26 protein-coding genes are annotated in these 19856 nt (G+C 39.6%); 5 read left to right on the forward strand and 21 right to left on the reverse strand.

All coding sequences use genetic code 11. The features are described 5' to 3' along the window. Positions 1 to 37 precede the first annotated feature (37 nt). The 15 genes from COJ96_RS16265 to COJ96_RS16335 form a co-directional block, all read right to left on the reverse strand. On the reverse strand, positions 38 to 460 hold the full coding sequence (locus COJ96_RS16265) for a stage V sporulation protein AB (RefSeq protein ID WP_098574860.1): 423 nt from the start codon (positions 458 to 460) through the stop codon (positions 38 to 40). Then, the gene (locus tag COJ96_RS16270; RefSeq protein WP_098574861.1) at positions 450 to 1070 is read right to left on the reverse strand and encodes a stage V sporulation protein AA; all 621 of its coding nucleotides are present in this window, start codon (positions 1068 to 1070) and stop codon (positions 450 to 452) included. Before COJ96_RS16270 ends, COJ96_RS16265 begins: the two co-directional genes overlap by 11 nt. Before the next feature lie 286 nt (positions 1071 to 1356). Beyond that, positions 1357 to 2115: an RNA polymerase sporulation sigma factor SigF gene (sigF, locus tag COJ96_RS16275; protein ID WP_098574862.1), complete on the reverse strand. Its 759-nt coding sequence runs from the start codon at positions 2113 to 2115 to the stop codon at positions 1357 to 1359. A 12-nt stretch (positions 2116 to 2127) separates the two neighbouring features. After that, positions 2128 to 2568 (reverse strand): anti-sigma F factor, encoded by a 441-nt coding sequence (gene spoIIAB, locus COJ96_RS16280; RefSeq protein WP_098574863.1) that lies wholly within the window; start codon positions 2566 to 2568, stop codon positions 2128 to 2130. Continuing rightward, the gene (gene spoIIAA, locus COJ96_RS16285; protein WP_026563990.1) at positions 2569 to 2919 is read right to left on the reverse strand and encodes an anti-sigma F factor antagonist; all 351 of its coding nucleotides are present in this window, start codon (positions 2917 to 2919) and stop codon (positions 2569 to 2571) included. It abuts the gene before it with no gap. A gap of 145 nt (positions 2920 to 3064) precedes the next feature. Then, a complete protein-coding gene (locus COJ96_RS16290) occupies positions 3065 to 4237 on the reverse strand; it encodes a D-alanyl-D-alanine carboxypeptidase family protein (protein WP_098574864.1) in 1173 nt (390 codons plus the stop codon). 145 nt (positions 4238 to 4382) lie between these two features. Continuing rightward, the gene (locus COJ96_RS16295; RefSeq protein WP_098574865.1) at positions 4383 to 5687 is read right to left on the reverse strand and encodes a pyrimidine-nucleoside phosphorylase; all 1305 of its coding nucleotides are present in this window, start codon (positions 5685 to 5687) and stop codon (positions 4383 to 4385) included. Positions 5688 to 5714: 27 nt separating this feature from the next. Then, a complete protein-coding gene (locus tag COJ96_RS16300) occupies positions 5715 to 6536 on the reverse strand; it encodes a purine-nucleoside phosphorylase (RefSeq protein WP_098574866.1) in 822 nt (273 codons plus the stop codon). Between the two features lie 15 nt (positions 6537 to 6551). After that, entirely contained in the window at positions 6552 to 7736 is a 1185-nt protein-coding gene (gene deoB / locus COJ96_RS16305; protein WP_098574867.1) for a phosphopentomutase, read from the reverse strand. Positions 7737 to 7956: 220 nt separating this feature from the next. Next, positions 7957 to 8844: a site-specific tyrosine recombinase XerD gene (xerD, locus tag COJ96_RS16310; protein WP_098574868.1), complete on the reverse strand. Its 888-nt coding sequence runs from the start codon at positions 8842 to 8844 to the stop codon at positions 7957 to 7959. 5 nt (positions 8845 to 8849) lie between these two features. Beyond that, the gene (locus COJ96_RS16315) at positions 8850 to 9077 is read right to left on the reverse strand and encodes a YqzK family protein (RefSeq protein WP_098574869.1); all 228 of its coding nucleotides are present in this window, start codon (positions 9075 to 9077) and stop codon (positions 8850 to 8852) included. A 120-nt stretch (positions 9078 to 9197) separates the two neighbouring features. After that, positions 9198 to 9662 carry a ferric iron uptake transcriptional regulator gene (fur, locus tag COJ96_RS16320; protein WP_098574870.1) on the reverse strand — a complete coding sequence of 155 codons (465 nt, stop codon included), beginning with the start codon at positions 9660 to 9662 and terminating at the stop codon, positions 9198 to 9200. Between the two features lie 118 nt (positions 9663 to 9780). After that, positions 9781 to 10428: a stage II sporulation protein M gene (gene spoIIM / locus COJ96_RS16325; protein ID WP_098574871.1), complete on the reverse strand. Its 648-nt coding sequence runs from the start codon at positions 10426 to 10428 to the stop codon at positions 9781 to 9783. A 126-nt stretch (positions 10429 to 10554) separates the two neighbouring features. Then, on the reverse strand, positions 10555 to 11718 hold the full coding sequence (locus tag COJ96_RS16330; RefSeq protein WP_098574872.1) for an endonuclease Q family protein: 1164 nt from the start codon (positions 11716 to 11718) through the stop codon (positions 10555 to 10557). Then, a complete protein-coding gene (locus COJ96_RS16335; protein WP_098574873.1) occupies positions 11715 to 12269 on the reverse strand; it encodes an NUDIX hydrolase in 555 nt (184 codons plus the stop codon). The genes COJ96_RS16330 and COJ96_RS16335 overlap by 4 nt, the downstream gene beginning before the upstream one ends. Before the next feature lie 70 nt (positions 12270 to 12339). Here COJ96_RS16335 and mciZ point away from each other — a divergent pair, with 70 nt between their 5' ends. After that, positions 12340 to 12471 carry a Z-ring formation inhibitor MciZ gene (gene mciZ, locus COJ96_RS16340; protein ID WP_081825343.1) on the forward strand — a complete coding sequence of 44 codons (132 nt, stop codon included), beginning with the start codon at positions 12340 to 12342 and terminating at the stop codon, positions 12469 to 12471. 63 nt (positions 12472 to 12534) lie between these two features. Continuing rightward, a complete protein-coding gene (locus tag COJ96_RS16345) occupies positions 12535 to 13446 on the forward strand; it encodes an aldo/keto reductase (RefSeq protein ID WP_098574874.1) in 912 nt (303 codons plus the stop codon). Positions 13447 to 13577: 131 nt separating this feature from the next. On the opposite strand, the gene COJ96_RS16350 is transcribed toward COJ96_RS16345, so the two are convergent. The 3 genes from COJ96_RS16350 to COJ96_RS16360 all read right to left on the reverse strand — a co-directional run bounded on the left by COJ96_RS16350 (position 13578) and on the right by COJ96_RS16360 (position 15388). Further along, positions 13578 to 13832, reverse strand: coding sequence for a YqkE family protein (locus COJ96_RS16350; protein ID WP_098574875.1), 255 nt, complete (start codon positions 13830 to 13832; stop codon positions 13578 to 13580). Between the two features lie 174 nt (positions 13833 to 14006). Beyond that, a complete protein-coding gene (locus COJ96_RS16355) occupies positions 14007 to 14675 on the reverse strand; it encodes a 3-oxoacid CoA-transferase subunit B (RefSeq protein ID WP_098574876.1) in 669 nt (222 codons plus the stop codon). A gap of 23 nt (positions 14676 to 14698) precedes the next feature. Further along, positions 14699 to 15388 carry a CoA transferase subunit A gene (locus COJ96_RS16360; protein WP_098574877.1) on the reverse strand — a complete coding sequence of 230 codons (690 nt, stop codon included), beginning with the start codon at positions 15386 to 15388 and terminating at the stop codon, positions 14699 to 14701. Between the two features lie 153 nt (positions 15389 to 15541). On the opposite strand from COJ96_RS16360, the gene COJ96_RS16365 reads away from it, so the two are divergent. From COJ96_RS16365 to COJ96_RS16370, 3 genes are all read left to right on the forward strand, one after another. Beyond that, positions 15542 to 16444, forward strand: a complete 903-nt coding sequence (locus COJ96_RS16365) for a hydroxymethylglutaryl-CoA lyase (RefSeq protein ID WP_098574878.1) — start codon at positions 15542 to 15544, stop codon at positions 16442 to 16444. A 78-nt stretch (positions 16445 to 16522) separates the two neighbouring features. Next, positions 16523 to 16663 carry a hypothetical protein gene (locus COJ96_RS28710; RefSeq protein WP_180230143.1) on the forward strand — a complete coding sequence of 47 codons (141 nt, stop codon included), beginning with the start codon at positions 16523 to 16525 and terminating at the stop codon, positions 16661 to 16663. Between the two features lie 136 nt (positions 16664 to 16799). Beyond that, positions 16800 to 17720 (forward strand): alpha/beta hydrolase, encoded by a 921-nt coding sequence (locus COJ96_RS16370; protein WP_098574879.1) that lies wholly within the window; start codon positions 16800 to 16802, stop codon positions 17718 to 17720. Positions 17721 to 17741: 21 nt separating this feature from the next. On the opposite strand, the gene COJ96_RS16375 is transcribed toward COJ96_RS16370, so the two are convergent. From COJ96_RS16375 to COJ96_RS16385, 3 genes are all read right to left on the reverse strand, one after another. Continuing rightward, positions 17742 to 18074 (reverse strand): iron-sulfur cluster biosynthesis family protein, encoded by a 333-nt coding sequence (locus COJ96_RS16375; protein WP_098574880.1) that lies wholly within the window; start codon positions 18072 to 18074, stop codon positions 17742 to 17744. Between the two features lie 75 nt (positions 18075 to 18149). After that, positions 18150 to 18485, reverse strand: coding sequence for a YolD-like family protein (locus COJ96_RS16380; RefSeq protein ID WP_098574881.1), 336 nt, complete (start codon positions 18483 to 18485; stop codon positions 18150 to 18152). Positions 18486 to 18502: 17 nt separating this feature from the next. After that, on the reverse strand, positions 18503 to 19762 hold the full coding sequence (locus COJ96_RS16385) for a Y-family DNA polymerase (RefSeq protein ID WP_098574882.1): 1260 nt from the start codon (positions 19760 to 19762) through the stop codon (positions 18503 to 18505). Positions 19763 to 19856 lie beyond the last annotated feature (94 nt).

Genomic DNA, 19856 nt, shown 5'->3' on the forward strand with positions numbered 1-19856 from the left:
CTTTCTTGGCCCAAGTTGAAAATTCTTCCCAAAAGGGTTAATGATGTACAAAATAAACCCATTGAAAAATTGAACCCGCAATTTTTCCTAATACGATTGCCATGATTAATATAACAATCTCACCATCTAATCGGATTCTTTTAGCAAGAATTGGCAGAACGTTTAATACCTCAGTGAGGGCTGCAGCTAACATCCCATAAAAAATTCCACCTGTAATTCCGAGAAAAATTAATGAAAAAGAAGGAATATGTAAAATAGGATCCCTCAGACTTGCACCTACCCCAGCGAGTGCTCCTAACACAACTGCCCATTCATAGTGTTGAATCATTTTCATTGTCTTACTTAGTTGTGTAAGTCTCGGGATAATTCCTAATACCGTTAGAAATGCGACAAAACCAGAACCTACTGCCAGTCCACTCGCTACACCTAAAAAGAGGATGGCTATTATCTTAATCGTCACTGATTTTTTTTATACTTTCTTTATTTTCGTGGATAATTACGTAATTATCTAAATCCATTTGATAATTAAACATTTCTACCTCGAGGGGACTGGGCTCTTCATTTATACGTTTCTTAAAGACATGATTAAAAAAAAGAATCATTCCCATGCCTAATCCAATTGAATAGGGAATTTGAAACAGTAATGGTTTTGCATCTTTTTTTCCTGTAATGATCGTATATATTTTTTCGTGGACACTTTTCATACTTACATCATCATGAAAATTCATTATTGCCAAGGCTGAGCCGAAAAATAAGAGAAACCAAATTAAAAGGAAAAAAGGCAGGTGGACTCCCTTTTTTTTATTCATGACTTCAATGATGGTTTGGGCGGGTCCAATTGTTTGGACTTCCATTCTTTCAAATTCATTTTTAATTAAGTGGATAACTTTCATGACATCAATAATGACGATATTCTGATCTGTAACTGTTAATTGATGAATGGTCAAAGTTTGTAGTTGTGAAAGAACTTCGTCAGGTGCAATGACTTGGGCAATATCATTTAACAATACTTTTTCTTGGGGCGGAGCCTGAACTCGATTCCGCATACGGATATATATTGTTTCTTCCAAAACTATCACTTCCCAAACAATGATTTCCTGTATAAATAGTATGAGTAATAAGCACTTTTTTCATTAAATCCAAAAAATACCAAGAAAAGCGAAAGCGCCCTGGTCAGCGGCGTATGGCCTGGAGCGCTCCAACTGAGATAAAGGAAACACGAAGAGCCGAAGGCGATTCGATGTTGACTTATCGTAGGGCGGAGAGCGAAGGACACTAGCCGCTAGGGCGCTTTTGCTAGACAGTAAACTAAGTTCAAAAAACTTTATTTTTATCAGCACAAAAAAACCGTATGAATCAGAGATCCATACGGCCTTTCATTTGCTGCAATATTTTTTTTTCAAGTCGTGATACTTGCACTTGGGATATTCCAAGCCTAAGAGCGACCTCAGATTGTGTTTGGTCCTTGTAATACCTTAAATAGACAATGAGTCTTTCGCGCTCATCTAATTCTCGGATAGCTTCCTTTAATGCAATTTTATCAAACCATTTTCCATCATTTCCATCATCAATCTGGTCCAGTAGAGTAATTGGATCTCCATCATTTTCATACACTGTTTCATGAATGGAAGAAGGTGTTCTGCTGGCTTCTTGAGCGAGAATGACATCCTCTGGTGAGAGGTCAAGATGGGCTGAGATCTCATTAACCGTTGGTATTCTGCCAAGCACTTTTGATAATTCGTCTTTTGCTTTTCGGATTTTGTTTCCCATTTCCTTCAAAGATCGGCTAACCTTAACCGTTCCATCATCACGGATAAATCGCTGAATCTCACCAATAATCATCGGGACTGCATAAGTCGAAAACTTTACATCATAGGAAAGGTCAAATTTATCCACTGATTTTAATAATCCAATACACCCAATCTGAAACAGGTCATCGGGGTCATACCCCCGGTTTAGGAACCTTTGGACAACAGACCAAACAAGACGCATATTTTTTTCAACAATTAGATCCCTTGATTCTTGATCTCCATCTTGGCTCTTTTTAATGAGTTCTTTTACTTCATGATCCTTTAAATATGTTTGACCTTTATCATTCTTAACCTCCACATCCATTGGCAAGTCTCCTTAATTGCAAAGCATTTTGCGGTTTTGTAAATGCTTTCGTAATCTAACTTCGGTTCCTCGACCTGGCTGTGAATGAACCTCTACCTCATCCATGAAATTTTCCATGATGGTAAAACCCATTCCGGATCTCTCTAAATCCGGCTTTGTTGTAAATAATGGCTGACGAGCTTCTTCCACATCTACAATTCCCAATCCTGCATCTTTAATTGTTAGATCAATTAAACTATCTTCGATGATTACTTGAATATAGACAATTCCATTAGGATCATTCTCATATCCGTGAATAATCGCATTGGTCACTGCTTCTGATACAACTGTTTTAATTTCAGTCAATTCATCCATATTAGGGTCTAACTGGGCGATAAATGCGGCCACGGTTACGCGAGCAAATGACTCATTTTGACTTAGTGCACTGAATTGAAGATTCATTTCGTTCTTCATTCAGGCCACCCCCAATCTTTGCAATGCAAATTCTTCTGTCGGTTCCATTTTGATGATTTTAAATAAACCTGACATATCGAATAACCTTTGTATCGCTGGGGAAATCGCACATACCACCATTTCACCGTGGACCTGTTTAATTTGTTTGTATCTGCCTAAGATTACGCCTAATCCAGAGCTGTCCATAAAAGCGAGATGTTCCAGATTTAAGACAATATGACGAATTTCATTTTTTTCAATCACAGTTATCGCTTTTTCGCGAAGTTCATCCGCGGTGTGATGGTCCAATTCACCGCTTAAACGAATGCATAGAACGTCATGTTTTGTTTCCATATCAATATTAAGACTCACTATCCCGTCCTCCTTAATCTGGTATAGTGAGACAATTCTCTTTCGGGCTGTTAATATCCTTCTGTAAATACAAAACTAGTCGCATTTCGCTAAAAGAAGTGATTTATTTGGAAGATTCGACACAGCCGAGGTTCTTCTGCTTTTCTTATTTACCAGCCTTTGTGAACATTCCAAATGATCGTTTATATAGCGTCCACCAACCCGCTTCTTTTACGGTTCCCTTTGCTAATAAAGGACTTTCTACAAAGACTTTTCCGTCTTTTATTAATTGAATGGTTCCAATCTTATCGCCTTTATTGATGGGAGCTTGGAGATTTTTATTTATTGTTATTTTTTGTTTGACATCTTCGGTTTTTTCACCTTTTTTTGTAAGCAGTGAAATCGGCTCGCTTGTTACAGCCTCGATTGACTTCTCCTGTCCTTTACTCAATCTAGCTTTGGCTATTATCTGGTTACGTTTGTACATTGGATGTGTTTGATATTGGTTAAAAGCATAATTAAGCATTTTTGTTACTTGGGCATTTCTTTCCTTTGATGTAGGTGCTCCGAACACAACCGCAATGACACGCATCCCATTCTTTTGAGCTGTGGCTGTTAAGCAGTATTTTGCTTCCGCAGTAAAGCCTGTTTTAAGTCCGTCTACACCTGGGTAAAATCGTACCAATTTATTCGTATTAACAAGCCAGAATTTTTTGTCTGTATTTTCACGAAGATATGCTTCATACATACCAGTAAATTTCGTAATGTCTTCATATCTTAATAGTTCTTTCGCCATTATAGCCATATCATTCGCCGTGCTGAAATGACCACTAACTGGTAGTCCCGTTGTATTTTTAAAGAAAGTATGCTTTAAACCAAGTTCTTTCACTTTGTTATTCATCATGTCAACAAATGCTTCTTCTGACCCAGCAATTCTTTCAGCCATAGCCACAGATGCATCATTTCCAGAACCAATTGCAATTCCTCTTAGCATTTCCTTGGTGGTCATTTCTTCGCCAGGTTCAAGAAAAATTTGTGAACCACCCATCGATGCTGCATACTCACTAGCACGGATTTTTTCATTCCAAGATAGTTTCCCTTTATCAACGGCTTCCATGATTAACAGCATAGTCATAATTTTGGTCATACTCGCCGGCGGTAACTCTTCATTCCCGTTTTTCTCATAAAGCACTTTTCCTGTATCACGTTCAATTAAAATAGCGGATTTTACATTGTTGACGATATCAGCATTCTTTTTTTCCTCAGCAGCAAATGCTGATGTACTCCATAAACTTGTAAGTAAAAAAATTGTCACTATCAAAGAGACAAATCGTTTCATTCGCATAACCCTCCATTCTTTATAGCATCCATTTTTTCCAAAATTAATAACTTTATACAGTTATTTCCTTGTAAACAAAATAAAAATAGGGTGTCAGGCACCATGTGAATTTTTCACATGGTGCCTGACACCCTTTAGAGTTGATTTATTCGGTTATTTCCCCATGTATGAGGATTGGTGAGTCTATTTTTGTCGCGGAAATTTTTATGTTGTTATAAAGTTTGGTTTTTACTTCTTCGACATTTTCGAAATTGCTGTAAATGGTTACTAAGGATTCACCTTTCTTCACTTGGTCACCGATTTTCTTTCTTAGGACGAGGCCCACAGCTAAATCAATGACAGATTCCTTAGTTGCTCTTCCTGCGCCAAGAATCATCGCAGCTGTTCCGACTTCATCTGCCACGATTTCAGATACATAGCCATCCTCTTTGGCTTCCAATTCAATCATATACTTTGCTTGCGGCATTTTTGATGGATCATCCACAACGGACGCATCCCCGCCTTGTGAACTTAAAAATACTTTTAATTTTTCAAGCGCTGAACCGTCTTTGATTACACCTTCAAGCTTGGTCCGGGCATCTGCTAATGAGTCCGCCTTTTCTGCTAAGTAAACCATATGGCTGCCAAGAGTTAAACATAATTCTGTTAAATCCTCAGGGCCTTCACCTTTTAATGTATCAATCGCTTCCTTTACTTCAAGGGCATTCCCAATCGCAAAACCCAGCGGTTGGCTCATGTCAGAAATAACAGCCATTGTTCTTCTGCCGACATTATTTCCAATTCGCACCATTGCTTTTGCAAGTTCGCGAGAATCATCAAGTGTTTTCATAAATGCACCTGCACCGGTTTTAACATCAAGGACGATAGCATCAGCACCAGCGGCAATCTTTTTACTCATGATTGAACTTGCGATTAGTGGAATACTATCGACAGTGGCTGTCACATCTCTCAATGCATAAAGTTTCTTGTCTGCAGGCGTTAAATTTCCACTTTGTCCAATTACAGCAATCTTGTTTTTATTAACAAGCTCGATAAATTCTTCATTTTTAATTTCAACATGGAAGCCTTCTACCGCTTCTAATTTATCGATTGTTCCCCCAGTATGTCCTAAGCCGCGCCCTGACATCTTTGCAACAGGTACATCAAGTGCAGCAACAAGCGGACCAAGAACTAGAGTTGTTGTATCACCAACACCGCCGGTAGAGTGTTTGTCAACTTTAATTCCAGCAATTTGTGATAAATCAATTTGGTCACCGGATTCAACCATCGCCATAGTCAAATCGGCTCTTTCCTGTTCAGTCATCCCTTTAAAAAATATAGCCATAGTTAAGGCGCTGACTTGGTAATCTGGTATTGATCCGTCGGTATATCCATTAATTATAAATTTAATTTCATCTGATGATAATTCTTGTCCATCTCTTTTTTTCTCTATTAAGTCAACCATTCTCATCTAAATCACCACTTTTCCGAAAAATATTTACCTAGCAATTGTTTTCACAATCTCTTTTATATACTGAAGGAAGTCAGCTTTTACTCTCTCTGTTGTTTCAATCACTTCATCATGGGTAAGCGGCTGGTCAAGAATACCTGCTGCCATGTTTGAAATACATGAAATACCAAGTACCTTCATGCCACTGTGACGGGCTACAATTACCTCTGGGACAGTAGACATTCCGACTGCATCTCCGCCCATGGTTCGTACCATTCTAATTTCGGCAGGAGTTTCATACACAGGCCCAGGATTACCAAAGTAAACTCCTTCTTTAACATTAATGTTTAGACGGCTAGCAATCTCTCTTGCAGCAACTCGTAATTCTTTCGTATATGCCTCTGACATATCAGGGAATCGTACCCCAAGTTTCGAATCATTTGGTCCAATTAACGGATTTGTGCCCATATTATTAATATGATCTGAAATAATCATTAAATCACCTGCAGAGAAGCTTTCATTAACTCCGCCTGCAGCATTGGTCACGATTAACATGTCTACGCCTAACTCTTTCATAACGCGAACAGGGAAGGTTACTTTTTCCATACTGTATCCTTCATAGAAATGGAAACGTCCTTGCATGGCGACAACTTCTACACCGCTTAATAGTCCAAACACTAGTTGACCAGCATGGCCCTCCACAGTTGAAATAGGGAAGTCAGGGATTTCATTGTAAGGAATTTTTACTGGGTTCTCAATTTCGTCCGCTAAAACACCAAGTCCTGAACCTAGAATTAATCCTACCTTAGGTGTATTTGCATATTTCTGTTTTAAAAAGCTTGAAGCATTTTGAATTTTTTCAGTGTTCATACTTAATTCCCCTTTTTATTTCAATTCATTTAAAAAGCTTTTTCCGTAGTTAGGTAATTTGACTTTAAAGTTGTCTGCAACAGTTGCACCGAGGTCAGCAAACGTCTCTCTTAATGGAAGTTCCTTACCTTCCGTCATACCCTTGGAGTAAACTAATAAAGGTACATATTCACGTGTATGGTCAGTACCTGGTGCTATTGGGTCATTTCCGTGATCGGCTGTAATCATTAATAAATCGTCTTCTCTCAACTTCGCAAACACTTCTGGGAGACGCGCATCATATTCTTCCAATGCTTTCCCATAGCCCTCAGGGTCCCGGCGATGGCCATATAAAGCATCAAAATCAACTAGATTTAAAAAACTGATTCCAGTAAAATCCATTTCTAAGGTTTCTACAAGCTTATCCATACCATCCATATTAGAAACCGTTCTTAGAGATTGAGTCACGCCTTCGCCATCATAGATATCGGATATTTTTCCAATGGCAATAACATCGAAGCCGCTATCTTTTAATTCACTCATCACCGTCCGATCAAATGGTTTTAGCGCGTAATCGTGCCGGTTCGAGGTACGTTTAAAGTTTCCTGGTTCACCTAAGAAAGGGCGTGCGATGACGCGTCCAACCATATACCTTTCATCAAGCGTTAATTCACGAGCAATTTTACAAATTTTGTATTGCTCTTCAATTGGAATAATTTCTTCATGTGCAGCAATCTGAAGAACTGAATCAGCGGAAGTATAGACAATTAATGCCCCTGTCTTCATATGTTCTTCGCCCAACTCATCGAGTATTTCTGTTCCGCTTGCCGGCTTATTCCCAATAATTTTCCTTCCGGTACGCTTTTCTAATTCCGAGAGAAGCTCATCTGGAAAACCATCTGGGAACACTTGGAAAGGTGTTTGAATATTTAAGCCCATAATTTCCCAGTGACCGGTCATGGTATCTTTACCATTGGATGCTTCCATCATTTTTGTATAAAACGCCAAGGGTTTATCTGCTTTTTCAATACCTTTTATTTCTCTAATATTGCTTAATCCTAACTTGCCCATATTTGGCATGTTAAGACCGTTCATTCTTTCGGCAATATGACCAAAAGTATCAGCGCCTTTGTCACCAAACTTCTCTGCATCTGGTGCTTCTCCAATCCCCACCGAGTCCATCACGATAATAAAAATACGTTTATATGTATTTGCAGCCATTAATTCTTCCTCCTTCATCCGTCGAAAACGTTTGCAAATATTAAAATCCTACAAATAGGTTGCCCTCATTATATAGGTTTATGAAAAACTAATATAAATCTATTTGTCAGAAGTCTGACATCTCTATTGTACTAAATGTTTCAGAAATTACAAGCAAAAAAGCCGCCAAAATTTAGGCAGCTTTTTGACAATTTATGTTTTTTTAGATTCTCCTACTCTATTAAGCTCGTGGATGAAATTTACTATATGCGTCTTTTATCTTTGTTTTCGAAACCTGTGTATATATTTGAGTGGTCGAGATATCTGCATGACCTAACATTTCTTGGACAGCTCGTAAATCCGCCCCATTTTCTATCAAATGTGTGGCAAACGAATGACGAAGGGTATGTGGGGTAAGTTCCTTATGAATACCTGCTTCTTTTGTAAGCTTTTTTAAAATCTTCCAAAATCCTTGCCGCGTTAACCTTCTCCCTTGATGGTTTAAAAACAAAGCATGTTCCTGATGCTTTGTCGATACAAAACGTGGTCTTCCTTCCTCGAGATAATGCTTTATTGCCTCAGAGGCAGTTCGTCCGATTGGGACGATTCTCTCTTTATTCCCATTACAACGCACAAATCCCATTGATAGCTGGACATTATCAATCTCAAGACCTATTAGTTCACTAACTCGGATACCTGTTGCATATAACAGTTCAAGCATCGCCTTATCCCTTATTCCAAAATGATCAAGTGGTTGTGGTGTCTCCAGCAGGACTTCTACTTCCTTCAGACTTAATACCGTTGGAAGGGACCTTTCAAGCCTCGGTGTTTCAATTTGAACGGAAGGATCTTGGTCTGTTTCCTTTGCCCTTAATAAGAACTGATGAAATGCCCTTACGGAAGCGATGTGTCTTGCCAAGGTTTTCATTGATTTTCCTTGTTCCTTTAAAAATCTTAAAAAGTGAATGATGTGGACCCGTTGTATATCATTTAAAGTCATGACCGATTCCACATTTTTCAAATAATGAAGATAGCTTTTTAAATCTCGCTCATATGCCACAATTGTATTATTGGATAAACCTTTTTCAACGATTAAGTAATGCATAAAATCCTTTAATTGCTCGTCCATCGCATTTACTCCCCATTTAAATAAAACAACATCAGCCGATCGAACAAAGAAGAATTATCCTCATTTACTGCGTTCGAAACCTTGAGAGAGGCTCCTTCCGGTTCATCATAGCGATGATAATTTTGATATTCTTCATTTACCAACATGATACCATAATAGAAAAGAATCGTGCATCCTGTGAATATAATAAAAACTTTTAAGGTTTTCAGTACAGCTTTAATAAATTGGCCCATTCTACTTCCCCCAATTTTAAGGTTGTCTAGTAAAATGTATGCCAAAACGGACAATTTTTATACCTAGTCATTGGTATTAAAGGAGAAAAGAAAAAAGCCCTTTTCAAAGAGCTTCATTGGTTAATCCGTTTTTTCTTCATCTTTCACTTTATCCTGGCATCGGTAACAAATTCCATGAAAAGTAAGACGATGGTCTTTTATTTTAAAATTCCATTTACGTTCCACGACTGCTTCAACATCTTCAAGTAAATCCTCTTGAATTTCATCAACGGCACCGCATTCAATACAAACTAGATGGTGATGAAAATGGGCTGCACCTTCCTGCCTGAGGTCATAACGAGAAACCCCATCCCCAAAATTTATTTTATCAACAATTTTTAATTCCGTTAATAATTCCAACGTTCGATAAACAGTTGCTAAACCAATTTCAGGCGACTTTTCTTTTACGAGGAGGTATACATCTTCCGCACTTAAATGATCCTCTTCATTTTCTAATAAAACACGAACGGTTGCCTCACGCTGAGGTGTTAGTTTATAACTTGCGGAATGCAACTGTTTTTTTATTCTCTCAATTCTAGTTTCCATCCTGAAGTCCCTCCCTCGCCACTGTTAATTCTCATTATAACAGATGGCAATTGAGAATCAAAATAAAATTATTATAAATAACAATAAACAATTATTAGTAATAATTATTATAAAGTAATTACTTTAAACTAGTAGAAGTTACAATGGTTTTCATTAACCATGGCGAAAGATAAGCCTCAATTCCGGATGCAGCAGATATAAATATCACGGCTATAATCAAGGCAAAAATATATCTCTTAAAAAACGGAAGGATTGGCTGGGCATATTTTTTCATAAATTGTTTTTTTATCATTCGGAGTGAGAAAATTACTGATAATGCGGCCATAAGGATAAAGACGGGAATAATAATCAAGTTCTGCGGCAATATGGAAACAAAAGCTAGCATAAATCCCTGCCAGCCCATTTGACTGACTAGGAAACCAACAGTAAATCCCACTACCATACCTTTAATAAATAATAGAATGAGAATAACCGGCAGGCCAATGATTGAAATACCTAGAATCCACATGAGCCCAATAAACTTACTATTATGGAATAAACTCTGTAAGAATAAATCACTGTCTTCGGCATCTTTTCCACTTGAGACTTGGCCAAAAAATTGGGATAAATAGTAGAATAAATCTTCCTTCTGGGTAATGCTCATACTATTTACGACAATGGCCCCAAAGATGACTCCCATCAAAAATAAAACGACAATAAACAAAAATATTGAGGAATGCTCACGGAAATAACTAGCGGCATCGGACTGGTACAATCGTTTTTTCATTTGCGTTTCCTCCCACTATTCTCGATTCAGTTAATACATTGTATGCCAGTCTAGTATTTCTATGCTCAAAAATTAATAGATTTCAGAAATTAACCCCGATGGCTTTTGCTACCGGGGTTGCTTTACTTAATCTGAAATTTTTCCGTATTTCCCGCCGCCGCCAGCTGCTAGATTTACTTTCCCCTCTCTAGCCTTCAGGATCAGTTCAGCAATTCTTTCAGGGACGACCTCTTTCAAACCATCATATGGAACATCATGTAAAATCGCCATTTCACTCCCAAAATGATCGACCAGCTTCTCCAATAAGCGAGGTCCTAAGCCAGGGATGAATTCAAGCGGGACCTGATGAATATAGGGCGGACGATCTTCTGGCCCTTGTTCAGCTGTTTTCAGTTCAAGGATTCTGTCAGCTACACCTTTAATAATTTTGGTATTTCCACATTGGCTGCATATTTGATCGTCATCTGCTGCAGGATTGAGGCACTCTGCACAAACTGTCTTATGATATTTACCAAGTAATGGATCAAGACCATAGTTTGCGATAATTTTCCGTCCATCTTCCTTCTTTAATGCTTTCTGCAATTCTAAAAATGTTGGTTCCTTCATCGCGATAACTTGGTATTCTCGAGCTATTTTTGCAAGGGAATGGGCATCGGAATTCGTTACAAAAGTAAAATCATGCAACTCTTTGATTTGATCTGCCATATTCGTGTCGGAACTTAATCCAAGTTCAATGGCATCAATCAAATCCGGGTCCAATACCTCAGTTAATGATTGATTGACACCTTTCCCATATAAGCTCTTAAAAGGCGTAAATACATGAGCAGGAATAAAGATTCCACCTAACTCTTTCACCTTCTTTTGCAAAGTGAGACCCGAGGCATAAATCCTTTGAGAGCTTAGTTGAATATTTTTCAAGTGACCAGAAAGCCATGTGGAGAATTCCCTCATGACGGAAAGATTAGGAAAGTAGCACAATAGATGGATTGGACCATTGCATTGCTCATCGTAAATTTCTAATTCCGAACCAGGGATTACCGTTAGATCACCAAATACTAAGCCCCCGTCTGGATGCTCGACTACATCTCCACTTTCAATAAGACTCTCCATTTCGAGAATGACTTCAGGTGAATGACTATCGATGATTCCCACCATATTAAGCCCTTTCTCATGTCGTGCGTGTTCAATGATATTCGTAAACGTTAATGACTTGGCCCCAGTAATTTTTACCGGCTTTCCGGTCCAGGTCCGGCCAATATGAATATGTAAATCTACATAGTAGCGATTCATTTACTCTTCAAAGCCTCTTGTAACTGTAAATACTGTACAGCGAAAATCGTTTTGGCATCATAGATCTTTTTCTCATTCACATATTGAACGGCTTCTTCAATGGTTAATTCCTCAAGATTCACAAACTCGTCTTCGTCGAGTGTGGCTGCATTTTCTTTCTTAGTCAGACCTGTTGCTACATAGACATGTACGATTTCATCGGCGAATCCTGGGGAGGTGTAAAAAGAGGTGAGCCACTCTAAGCTCTTACACTCATAACCTGTCTCTTCTTCCAGTTCACGGCGCGCACAAAGGGCTGGTTCTTCGCCCTTTTCCAGCTTTCCAGCAGGAATTTCGACAATGGTCCGTTCCAGTGCTTTTCTGTATTGTTCCACCATAAGGACTTTTTTGTCATCAGTCAGCGCTAAAATAGCGACAGCACCGGGATGTTTAACAATCTCCCGCTTGGATTGTTTCCCGTTCGGAAGTTCGACATCCTGTAAGTGAACACTGATTATTTTTCCAGAGTAAATCTCTTCGCTCTGGAGCGTTTTTTCTTCAAGATTGTTCATATGGGTCACTCCTGTTCTATTCCTATTATCTGCTCATACATTTTACCATACTTTAATTGGAGGGTATGAGATGAAGGTGTACGTTCACGAAAAGGGAATCATTCTTGTTGGAAAAGGGTGGGAAATAGTTCAGAAACTAAAAGAATATAACAAAGATCATCTCACCGTTTCCGAATGGGTTGAAAAGGTCAATCAAAAATAATGCCTTTCGATTGTAGTCTGTCCTTTTCTTTATTAAAATTGTAAAAAAAGGACAGGTGATTTTTTGAAAAAGAGAAAACTTGGAAATTCAGATTTGTATGTAACAGAATTAGGGCTTGGCTGTATGTCAATTGGTACCGAAGAGAAAACGGCACGAAATATTATTGAGACCGCACTTGAGGAAGGTGTTAATTATTTTGATACGGCTGATTTATATGATTTTGGGGAAAACGAAAGAATTGTCGGAGCAGCATTAAAGGGTGTACGTGAAAATGTAATTATTGCCACCAAGGTTGGAAACCGCTGGAGTCAGGATAAAAAAGGATGGTCATGGGATCCATCGAAGTCATATATAAAGGAAGAAGTCAAACAAAGTCTTAAACGACTAGGCACGGACTATATCGATCTCTATCAGCTGCATGGCGGTACAATTGATGATCCTATTGAGGAAACGATTGAAGCATTCGAAGAATTAAAAGCAGAAGGCTTTATCCGTTATTACGGGATTTCATCGATCCGCCCCAATGTCATTAGGGAATATGTGAAAAAGTCGAGTCTCGTTTCCGTGATGATGCAATATAGTATCCTAGACCGCCGTCCTGAAGAAGAAGCACTTCCATTACTGCAAGAGTTTGGTGTAAGCGTTGTAACCCGCGGCCCGCTTGCTAAAGGCCTTTTAAGTAATAAAATGCTGGAGAAAGCAGCCGATAAGGGGTATCAAGACTATAGCTTAACTGAGCTGAATGAAGTTTTGCCAATGCTAAAGGAAAGACTAGCGGACTCACGCTCCTTTACAGAGATCGCCCTCCAGTATAATCTCGCAAATCCTGTTGTTGCTTCTGTTATTGCCGGGGCAAGCAGTCCAGAGCAAATTAGATGTAATGCGAAAGCAGTTAGAAGTCAGCCACTTTCTGCTGAAGAAGTTTCTCTCATTAAAGAATTAACGAAAGTAAGTATCTATAAAGAACATCGTTAAAGGAGAGCGTACAACCGCTCTCCTTTTTATCAGTTCTTATTTGGCTGTGTTAAAACTAGTCTGTTGATTTCCGTTCCAGGCACTTCAATCAACAGAGTGCCAAAATCAAAATTAACCTTTAACACAGCCTTTTATTTAAACTCTTTCCAATTCATGCCGCTTTCATTTAATAGTTCTTCAAATGATTTGTTTTTTTCTTTTAATCTTCTTTCTTCCCGTTTTCTTTGCTCTTCTTCTTCTTTTCTTTTTTCTTCTGCTGCTTTCAGCTGTTCCTGTTGATCTTTTAATTGTTTAAATAAATTTGGATTGATCATATCGGCAAGCGTGACCGCTGAATCATCCTTTTTGGGTTTCGATTGATTTTTTTGTCTGTTTTGCTTTTTCATCAAAACGCCTCCGTTGTCAAAATTCATTTATATTATATCATGTCATCAAAAATGCCCACAGAAAAAAGCAGGCTTTATTTTCTTGCAGCCTGCTATTCTATATTATTGGCTCTTTTAATTAGTCTGTTGATTTCCACTCCAGGCGGCTTCGCTCCAATCAACAGAGTGGCTATCTCAATAAGCTTCAATTTTCACATTTTCGTCCACTGATAATGCGGCTTCTGTAGAATTGACGACTTCCTCAATTGTAAATCCTTTTGCTACTTCCACCAACTTAAGACCCGCGTCCGTCACATCCATGACTGCGCGCTCGGTGATAATCCGATTGACTACCCCTTTACCTGTAAGAGGAAGCGTGCACTCCTTCAATATTTTTGATTCCCCCTTTTTATTAACATGCTCCATGATTACAATTATTTTTTGAGCTCCATGGACAAGATCCATCGCCCCGCCCATGCCTTTAATCATTTTTCCTGGGATCATCCAATTCGCTAAATCACCCGTTTCGGATACTTCCATTCCACCAAGGATCGCCAAATTGACATGTCCTCCACGTATCATCGCAAACGATTCGGCACTATCGAAATAGGCGGCACCACTTATCGCCGTAACTGTCTCTTTACCAGCATTGATTAAATCAGGATCCACCTCGTCCGCACCTGGATATGGCCCGATGCCAAGAAGACCATTTTCAGACTGCAAGACCACTTGTTTATTAGCTGACATATAATTGGCAACCAGGGTTGGCATACCAATGCCTAGGTTTACATAAAAGCCATTTTCAATTTCCTTCTCTGCCCTGATTGCAATTCTCTCTCTGACAGAGACTTTTTCATCCGCCATTGTACTCTCTCCCTTCCCCTACACTATTTGCTCACTGTCAATCTCTCGATTCGTTTTTCCTGTGTTCCTTCAATGATTGTTTGCACATAGATGCTTGGAGTATGAATAAAATTAGCATCTAATTCACCAATTTTATAAAGCGCTTCCACTTCTGCAATCGTTACTTTCCCAGCCGCCGCAATCATCGGGTTAAAATTCCGTGCCGTTTTGTGGTAAACAAGGTTTCCCATTTTGTCACCCTTCCACGCCCTCACAAGACTAAAATCGGCCGTTAGTGCCTCTTCTAGCAGGTATTCTCTTCCGTTAAAAATCTTCGTTTCCTTCCCCTCTGCAACCGGAGTTCCTACTCCAGCAGGTGTATAAAATGCTGGAATCCCAGCCCCGCCTGCCCTGATTTTTTCAGCGAGTGTGCCTTGAGGCGTTAATTCTACCTCTAGTTCACCAGTTAAAACCTGTCTCTCAAACTCTTTATTTTCACCTACATAGGATCCAATCATCTTTTTGATTTGTTTATTATTTAGGAGCAACCCTAACCCCCACTCATCAATCCCACAGTTATTTGAAATGACCGTTAAATCCTTCACGCCTTTTTCTGCTAAGGCCAGAATCAGATTTTCCGGTATTCCGCACAACCCAAATCCACCAACCATCAGGGTAGCCCCATCATGAATATCGGCAACTGCCTCCTGGAAGGATGTACAAATTTTCTTCATCCAGTTTTCCCTCCTTCATCCATCCTTTTTTCCATTATTATTTCTAGTAAAATACGAAAAAATCCTTTTATTTTGTCAAAATTTCTATTATTCTTGCTTTTTTGAAATTAACACCACTACAATGAAAGTATGATTATCGGAGGTGGAAAATGAATGCTAAATTTACCTAAAAAGGTCACGATCATCGAGGTAGGTCCTCGTGACGGGCTGCAAAATGAAAAGTTATTTGTACCCACTGATATAAAAAAACAATTTATCAATGGATTAAGAACTGCTGGTCTTCAGGAATTGGAACTCACGTCGTTTGTATCACCGAAATGGGTGCCTCAAATGAGCGATGCCGCTGAAATAGCAGCCGACTGCCTTGATGCTGATTCCAGAGATATTGTTCTAGCCCCGAACCGTAGAGGGATTGACAGGGTATACTCTACCAATTGTCAAGCTGTTGCTGTATTTGTGGGCGTCAGCAATAGCTTTAATCTTAAAAATATTAATAAAACAACAAAGGACAGTATGACAGAACTTGTACCGATCATTTCTGAATTAAAGGAGAAGAATTATTTTGTCCGGGCCTGCATTTCTACCTCCTTTTATTGTCCTTATGAGGGAAAAATCAATGAAAGTGATACGATAAAGCTTTGCCAAGAATTTGTTGATGCAGGTGTCGATGAATTAAGCGTCGCTGATACCATCGGGATGGCAACTCCTGATGAGTGCTTTGCTTTGTTTTCCCAATTGAAAAGTCTTTTTCCTCATACACTTTTAACTGCCCATTATCATGATACACGAAAGCTTGCCCTTGCGAACATTTATGCCTCTCTCCAGGCAGGAATTGACCGATTCGATACATCTGCCGGCGGGCTTGGCGGTTGTCCATTTGCACCTGGTGCCTCTGGAAATGTAGCAACAGAGGACGTGGTTTATATGCTTGAACGGATGGGAATTGATACCGGGGTTGATTTGAATAAATTGATTGATGCGATTGAAGTCATTCGCCCTCATCTCTCCCGGCAAATTGAAAGCGGATACTATCGCCTGCATGCGCAAACTGTCTAAATTAACTTTCAGTGAATAATCATTCTACTACTAATGCATCTTATTAATTGAGACTAGCTTGAAGGGAGACTGATTATTTTGAGCCAAAAACGCGATAAAGGTTCCAGTCAAAAAGGAAAAAACTATGCGGAGACTGCTGGTGGAGGACAGCGAGTGATGGCTGCTGAAGAAGTCGAAAAAGCAATCCACCCTACCAAAAGACAAAACGCTGAGCAATAAATTATTTTGGTCAACTCAGGAAGCCGCTCGTTAGTGCCAGCGGCTTTTTTTATGCTAAAATTAAAACTGTTAATTTATGGGCGCTTGGAGATTATTTTTTCATACCTTATATTAAAAAACACAGGAGGTGCCATTGGTGAAGAAGACATTCCGAACCTTGATTGCCTTGTTGTTATTCTGGTTATCTCTCGGTTTGTATTTTACAAACCGCCTTATGTATATGAAAAAGAAGGATGAGGATTTAATTTTAAGACGTGAAAAAGAGGCTGGCAGATATAATCCTGAGGAATTTGAATCCTTGCCGAAGCGGGAAATAGATATCCCTTCCCCTTTTGGTTATATGATTAAAGCTCTGCTCGTTGAACCACATCAGACCAATCGTTATATCATTATCTCTCATGGTGTAACCGAAACAAAAGTTAATTCGATTAAATACGCTAATCTGTTTTTAGCGCGGGGGTTTAATACATTAATTTATGACCATCGCCGCCACGGGGAATCCGGGGGCAAAACCACTAGCTTTGGTCATTATGAAAAATTTGATTTAAAAACTGTCGTCGATTGGCTCAAAAAGGAAAAAGGCTCTCAGCTGGAACTGGGAATTCATGGTGAATCGATGGGGGCCGCTACCATGCTTCTCTATGCTGGGCTTCTTGAGGACGGTGCTGATTTTTATATTGCTGATTGTCCATTTTCGGATTTTAAGGAGCAGCTTGCCTATCTCATTAAAAAAGATTTTAAGCTCATCCCTAGCCTTTTATTGCCGCTTGGTGATGCACTTTTACGTCTGCGGGATAAATATTCGATTCGAAATGTATCACCTATTTCGGTCATCGAAAATATCAAACATCCGATTTTGTTTATTCACAGCCAAAAGGATGATTTTATTCTCCCGACCATGTCAAAGGATTTGTTCGAACATAAAAAAGGGCCTAAAATGCTCTATTTAGCAGCTAATGGCCGTCACGCTCAGTCCTTTAACGAAAACCGGGCTGATTATGAACGAGTAATTGATGAATTTTTACAAAAGTATGTTGATCATGCCTTACCAAGCTAAAAACAGACTGTCCAAAATGGATCAGTCTGTTTTTTCTTTGATTAGTAAGCTCATATGACCATTAAGGATCTGCTGTGGACTCTTTAGTTGAAAGCAATTGGCCGCATTAGAAAAATCAATTTTCATTTGCTCATCCAAAAAAACTATTTTTGATTTTTCCACATACACCGTTCGATCATTTGTTTCAATCGCAATATCATCTGAATCTAGATTCGGGACAAACCACAATGCCACTACCCCATTAACCGCACAACCACAGCCGTCGGTATCATATTTTAGCTTTAAGTAGCCTTCTCGACCATGAACTCTTTGATTTATTTTTTCAGCTGCCGCTGCCGTTATATTGATTTCCACGTTGATTACCCCCTCTGTTTAGCATATGGTGATTGTACCACATGTTACGTGAGGTTGACTCAACTTTGCTCATAGTTAAGTCTCCGTCATCCGAATGTCAGCAATGGCATCCATCGGAATCCGGTGCACCTCTTCAAAGCGGTCCAATACATGAAGCCTTTGGGTTAGTTCATCCCAGTAATGGATTTTGCCAATCACGATTTCATAGTTCCGATTTCGGTAATGGGTAATTGTTACGTACTGATTATACTCAATCGCTTCGGATAAAATCTCGTTCATGAGTTCCAGCTGCTGTTCATCCATCTCTCGTTTCTGTTCATACCGATCTTCCTTCACCCAATCCCTGAGCAATTTCACATGCTCTGGAAGCATCATCGACGTCCATTTGATTCTTCCGCGGTCACGAATCATACCCCTCTCCTTCTTTCCTATCTTTTATGTCCGCCGACAAGTGTGGCCCGGTGTTTAGCCGTTCCGGCTGCCGTATAAGAAACAGCGCGCAACAAAGCACCTGAGCCAAAGCGTCTGCGCACCGTATCTACCACATAGCCAAGCTCACGCCGCTTATAAGCACCCATGTCGAAAAGGTCAAGCTGAAGCTCGAGGTCGTCAACAATATTGCTGATGGCAATCGAAATTTGCCGTACCGTCTTTCCGGTATAATGCTCATGAAATAATTCAAGGCAAACACGATAAAGCTCCATCGTCACATTTGTTGGCTGTCCGATCGTTCTCGAGCGATGAAAACCGCCGCCAAATTCATCCTGGCTATAGCCGACTCCGAGACTAATCGTTCTCCCTGCCTTTCGATGCGTCCGTGCCCTCCTTGCTACCTCCTCACACATTTCTAAAATGACCGTCTTAATTTCCGCTTCCTCTTTATAGTCCCTTAACAGAATTTGACTTTTTCCAAAGCTAATCTGCCCTTGAATAAGCGATGCACCCAATTCAGAGAGATCAACACCCCAGGCATGATAATAAAGCTGGTTTCCCATGATGCCAAATTTCTTTTCCAACGTTTCTAAATCATAGCGAGCGAGTTGACCGACAGTAAAAATGCCCATCCCATTTAATGTTTTTTCCACGCGCCTGCCGATCCCCCACATTTCTCTAAGCGGAGACAGCTTCCAAAGCTTGGTTTGGACATCTTCATATGTCCACTCGGCCACTCCCTTTTTCTTGGCATCAAGGTCGAGACATAGCTTCGACAGTAGCATGTTCGGGCCAATTCCAACGGCACATGGCAATTGAAACTCCCGTTCAATATCATTCTTTATTTTTCGGGCAATCGTGTGGGCATCCCCCCACAACTGCATCGCACCATCCACTTTAATAAAGCTTTCATCGACGCTATAGACATGAATTGCTTCTTTTGGAACATAGCGATTAAATACACGCGAAATTTCTGTCGCAATTCGCAAATAGGTTGCCATTTTCGGTTCCACAATTTGAATCCTCGGGTCATTGGGAATCTCAAACATTCGCGAACCCGTTTTGATGCCAAATTCTTTTTTCATTCGCGGTGAAGCAGCCAGGACAATGCTTCCCTGCCGCTCTTTTTGACCGACAACGGCTAAATAACATTCCATTGGGTCAAGGCCGTGCATGACAGCCGAACAACTGGCATAAAAACTCTTCATGTCCACACATAAAATTTTATTTTGTGGCAGTACGCTGTAATCCACCATGACTGATCCCTCACAACTTAAATATCGAACATTCGTTCCTTTTTATTATATTCACTATCATAAGCGAATATGCGTTCGTATTCAATGGAAATTT

Origin of the sequence: Bacillus sp. AFS073361, from assembly GCF_002567005.1 — a bacterium.
Classification (GTDB): Bacteria; Bacillota; Bacilli; order Bacillales; family Cytobacillaceae; genus Neobacillus.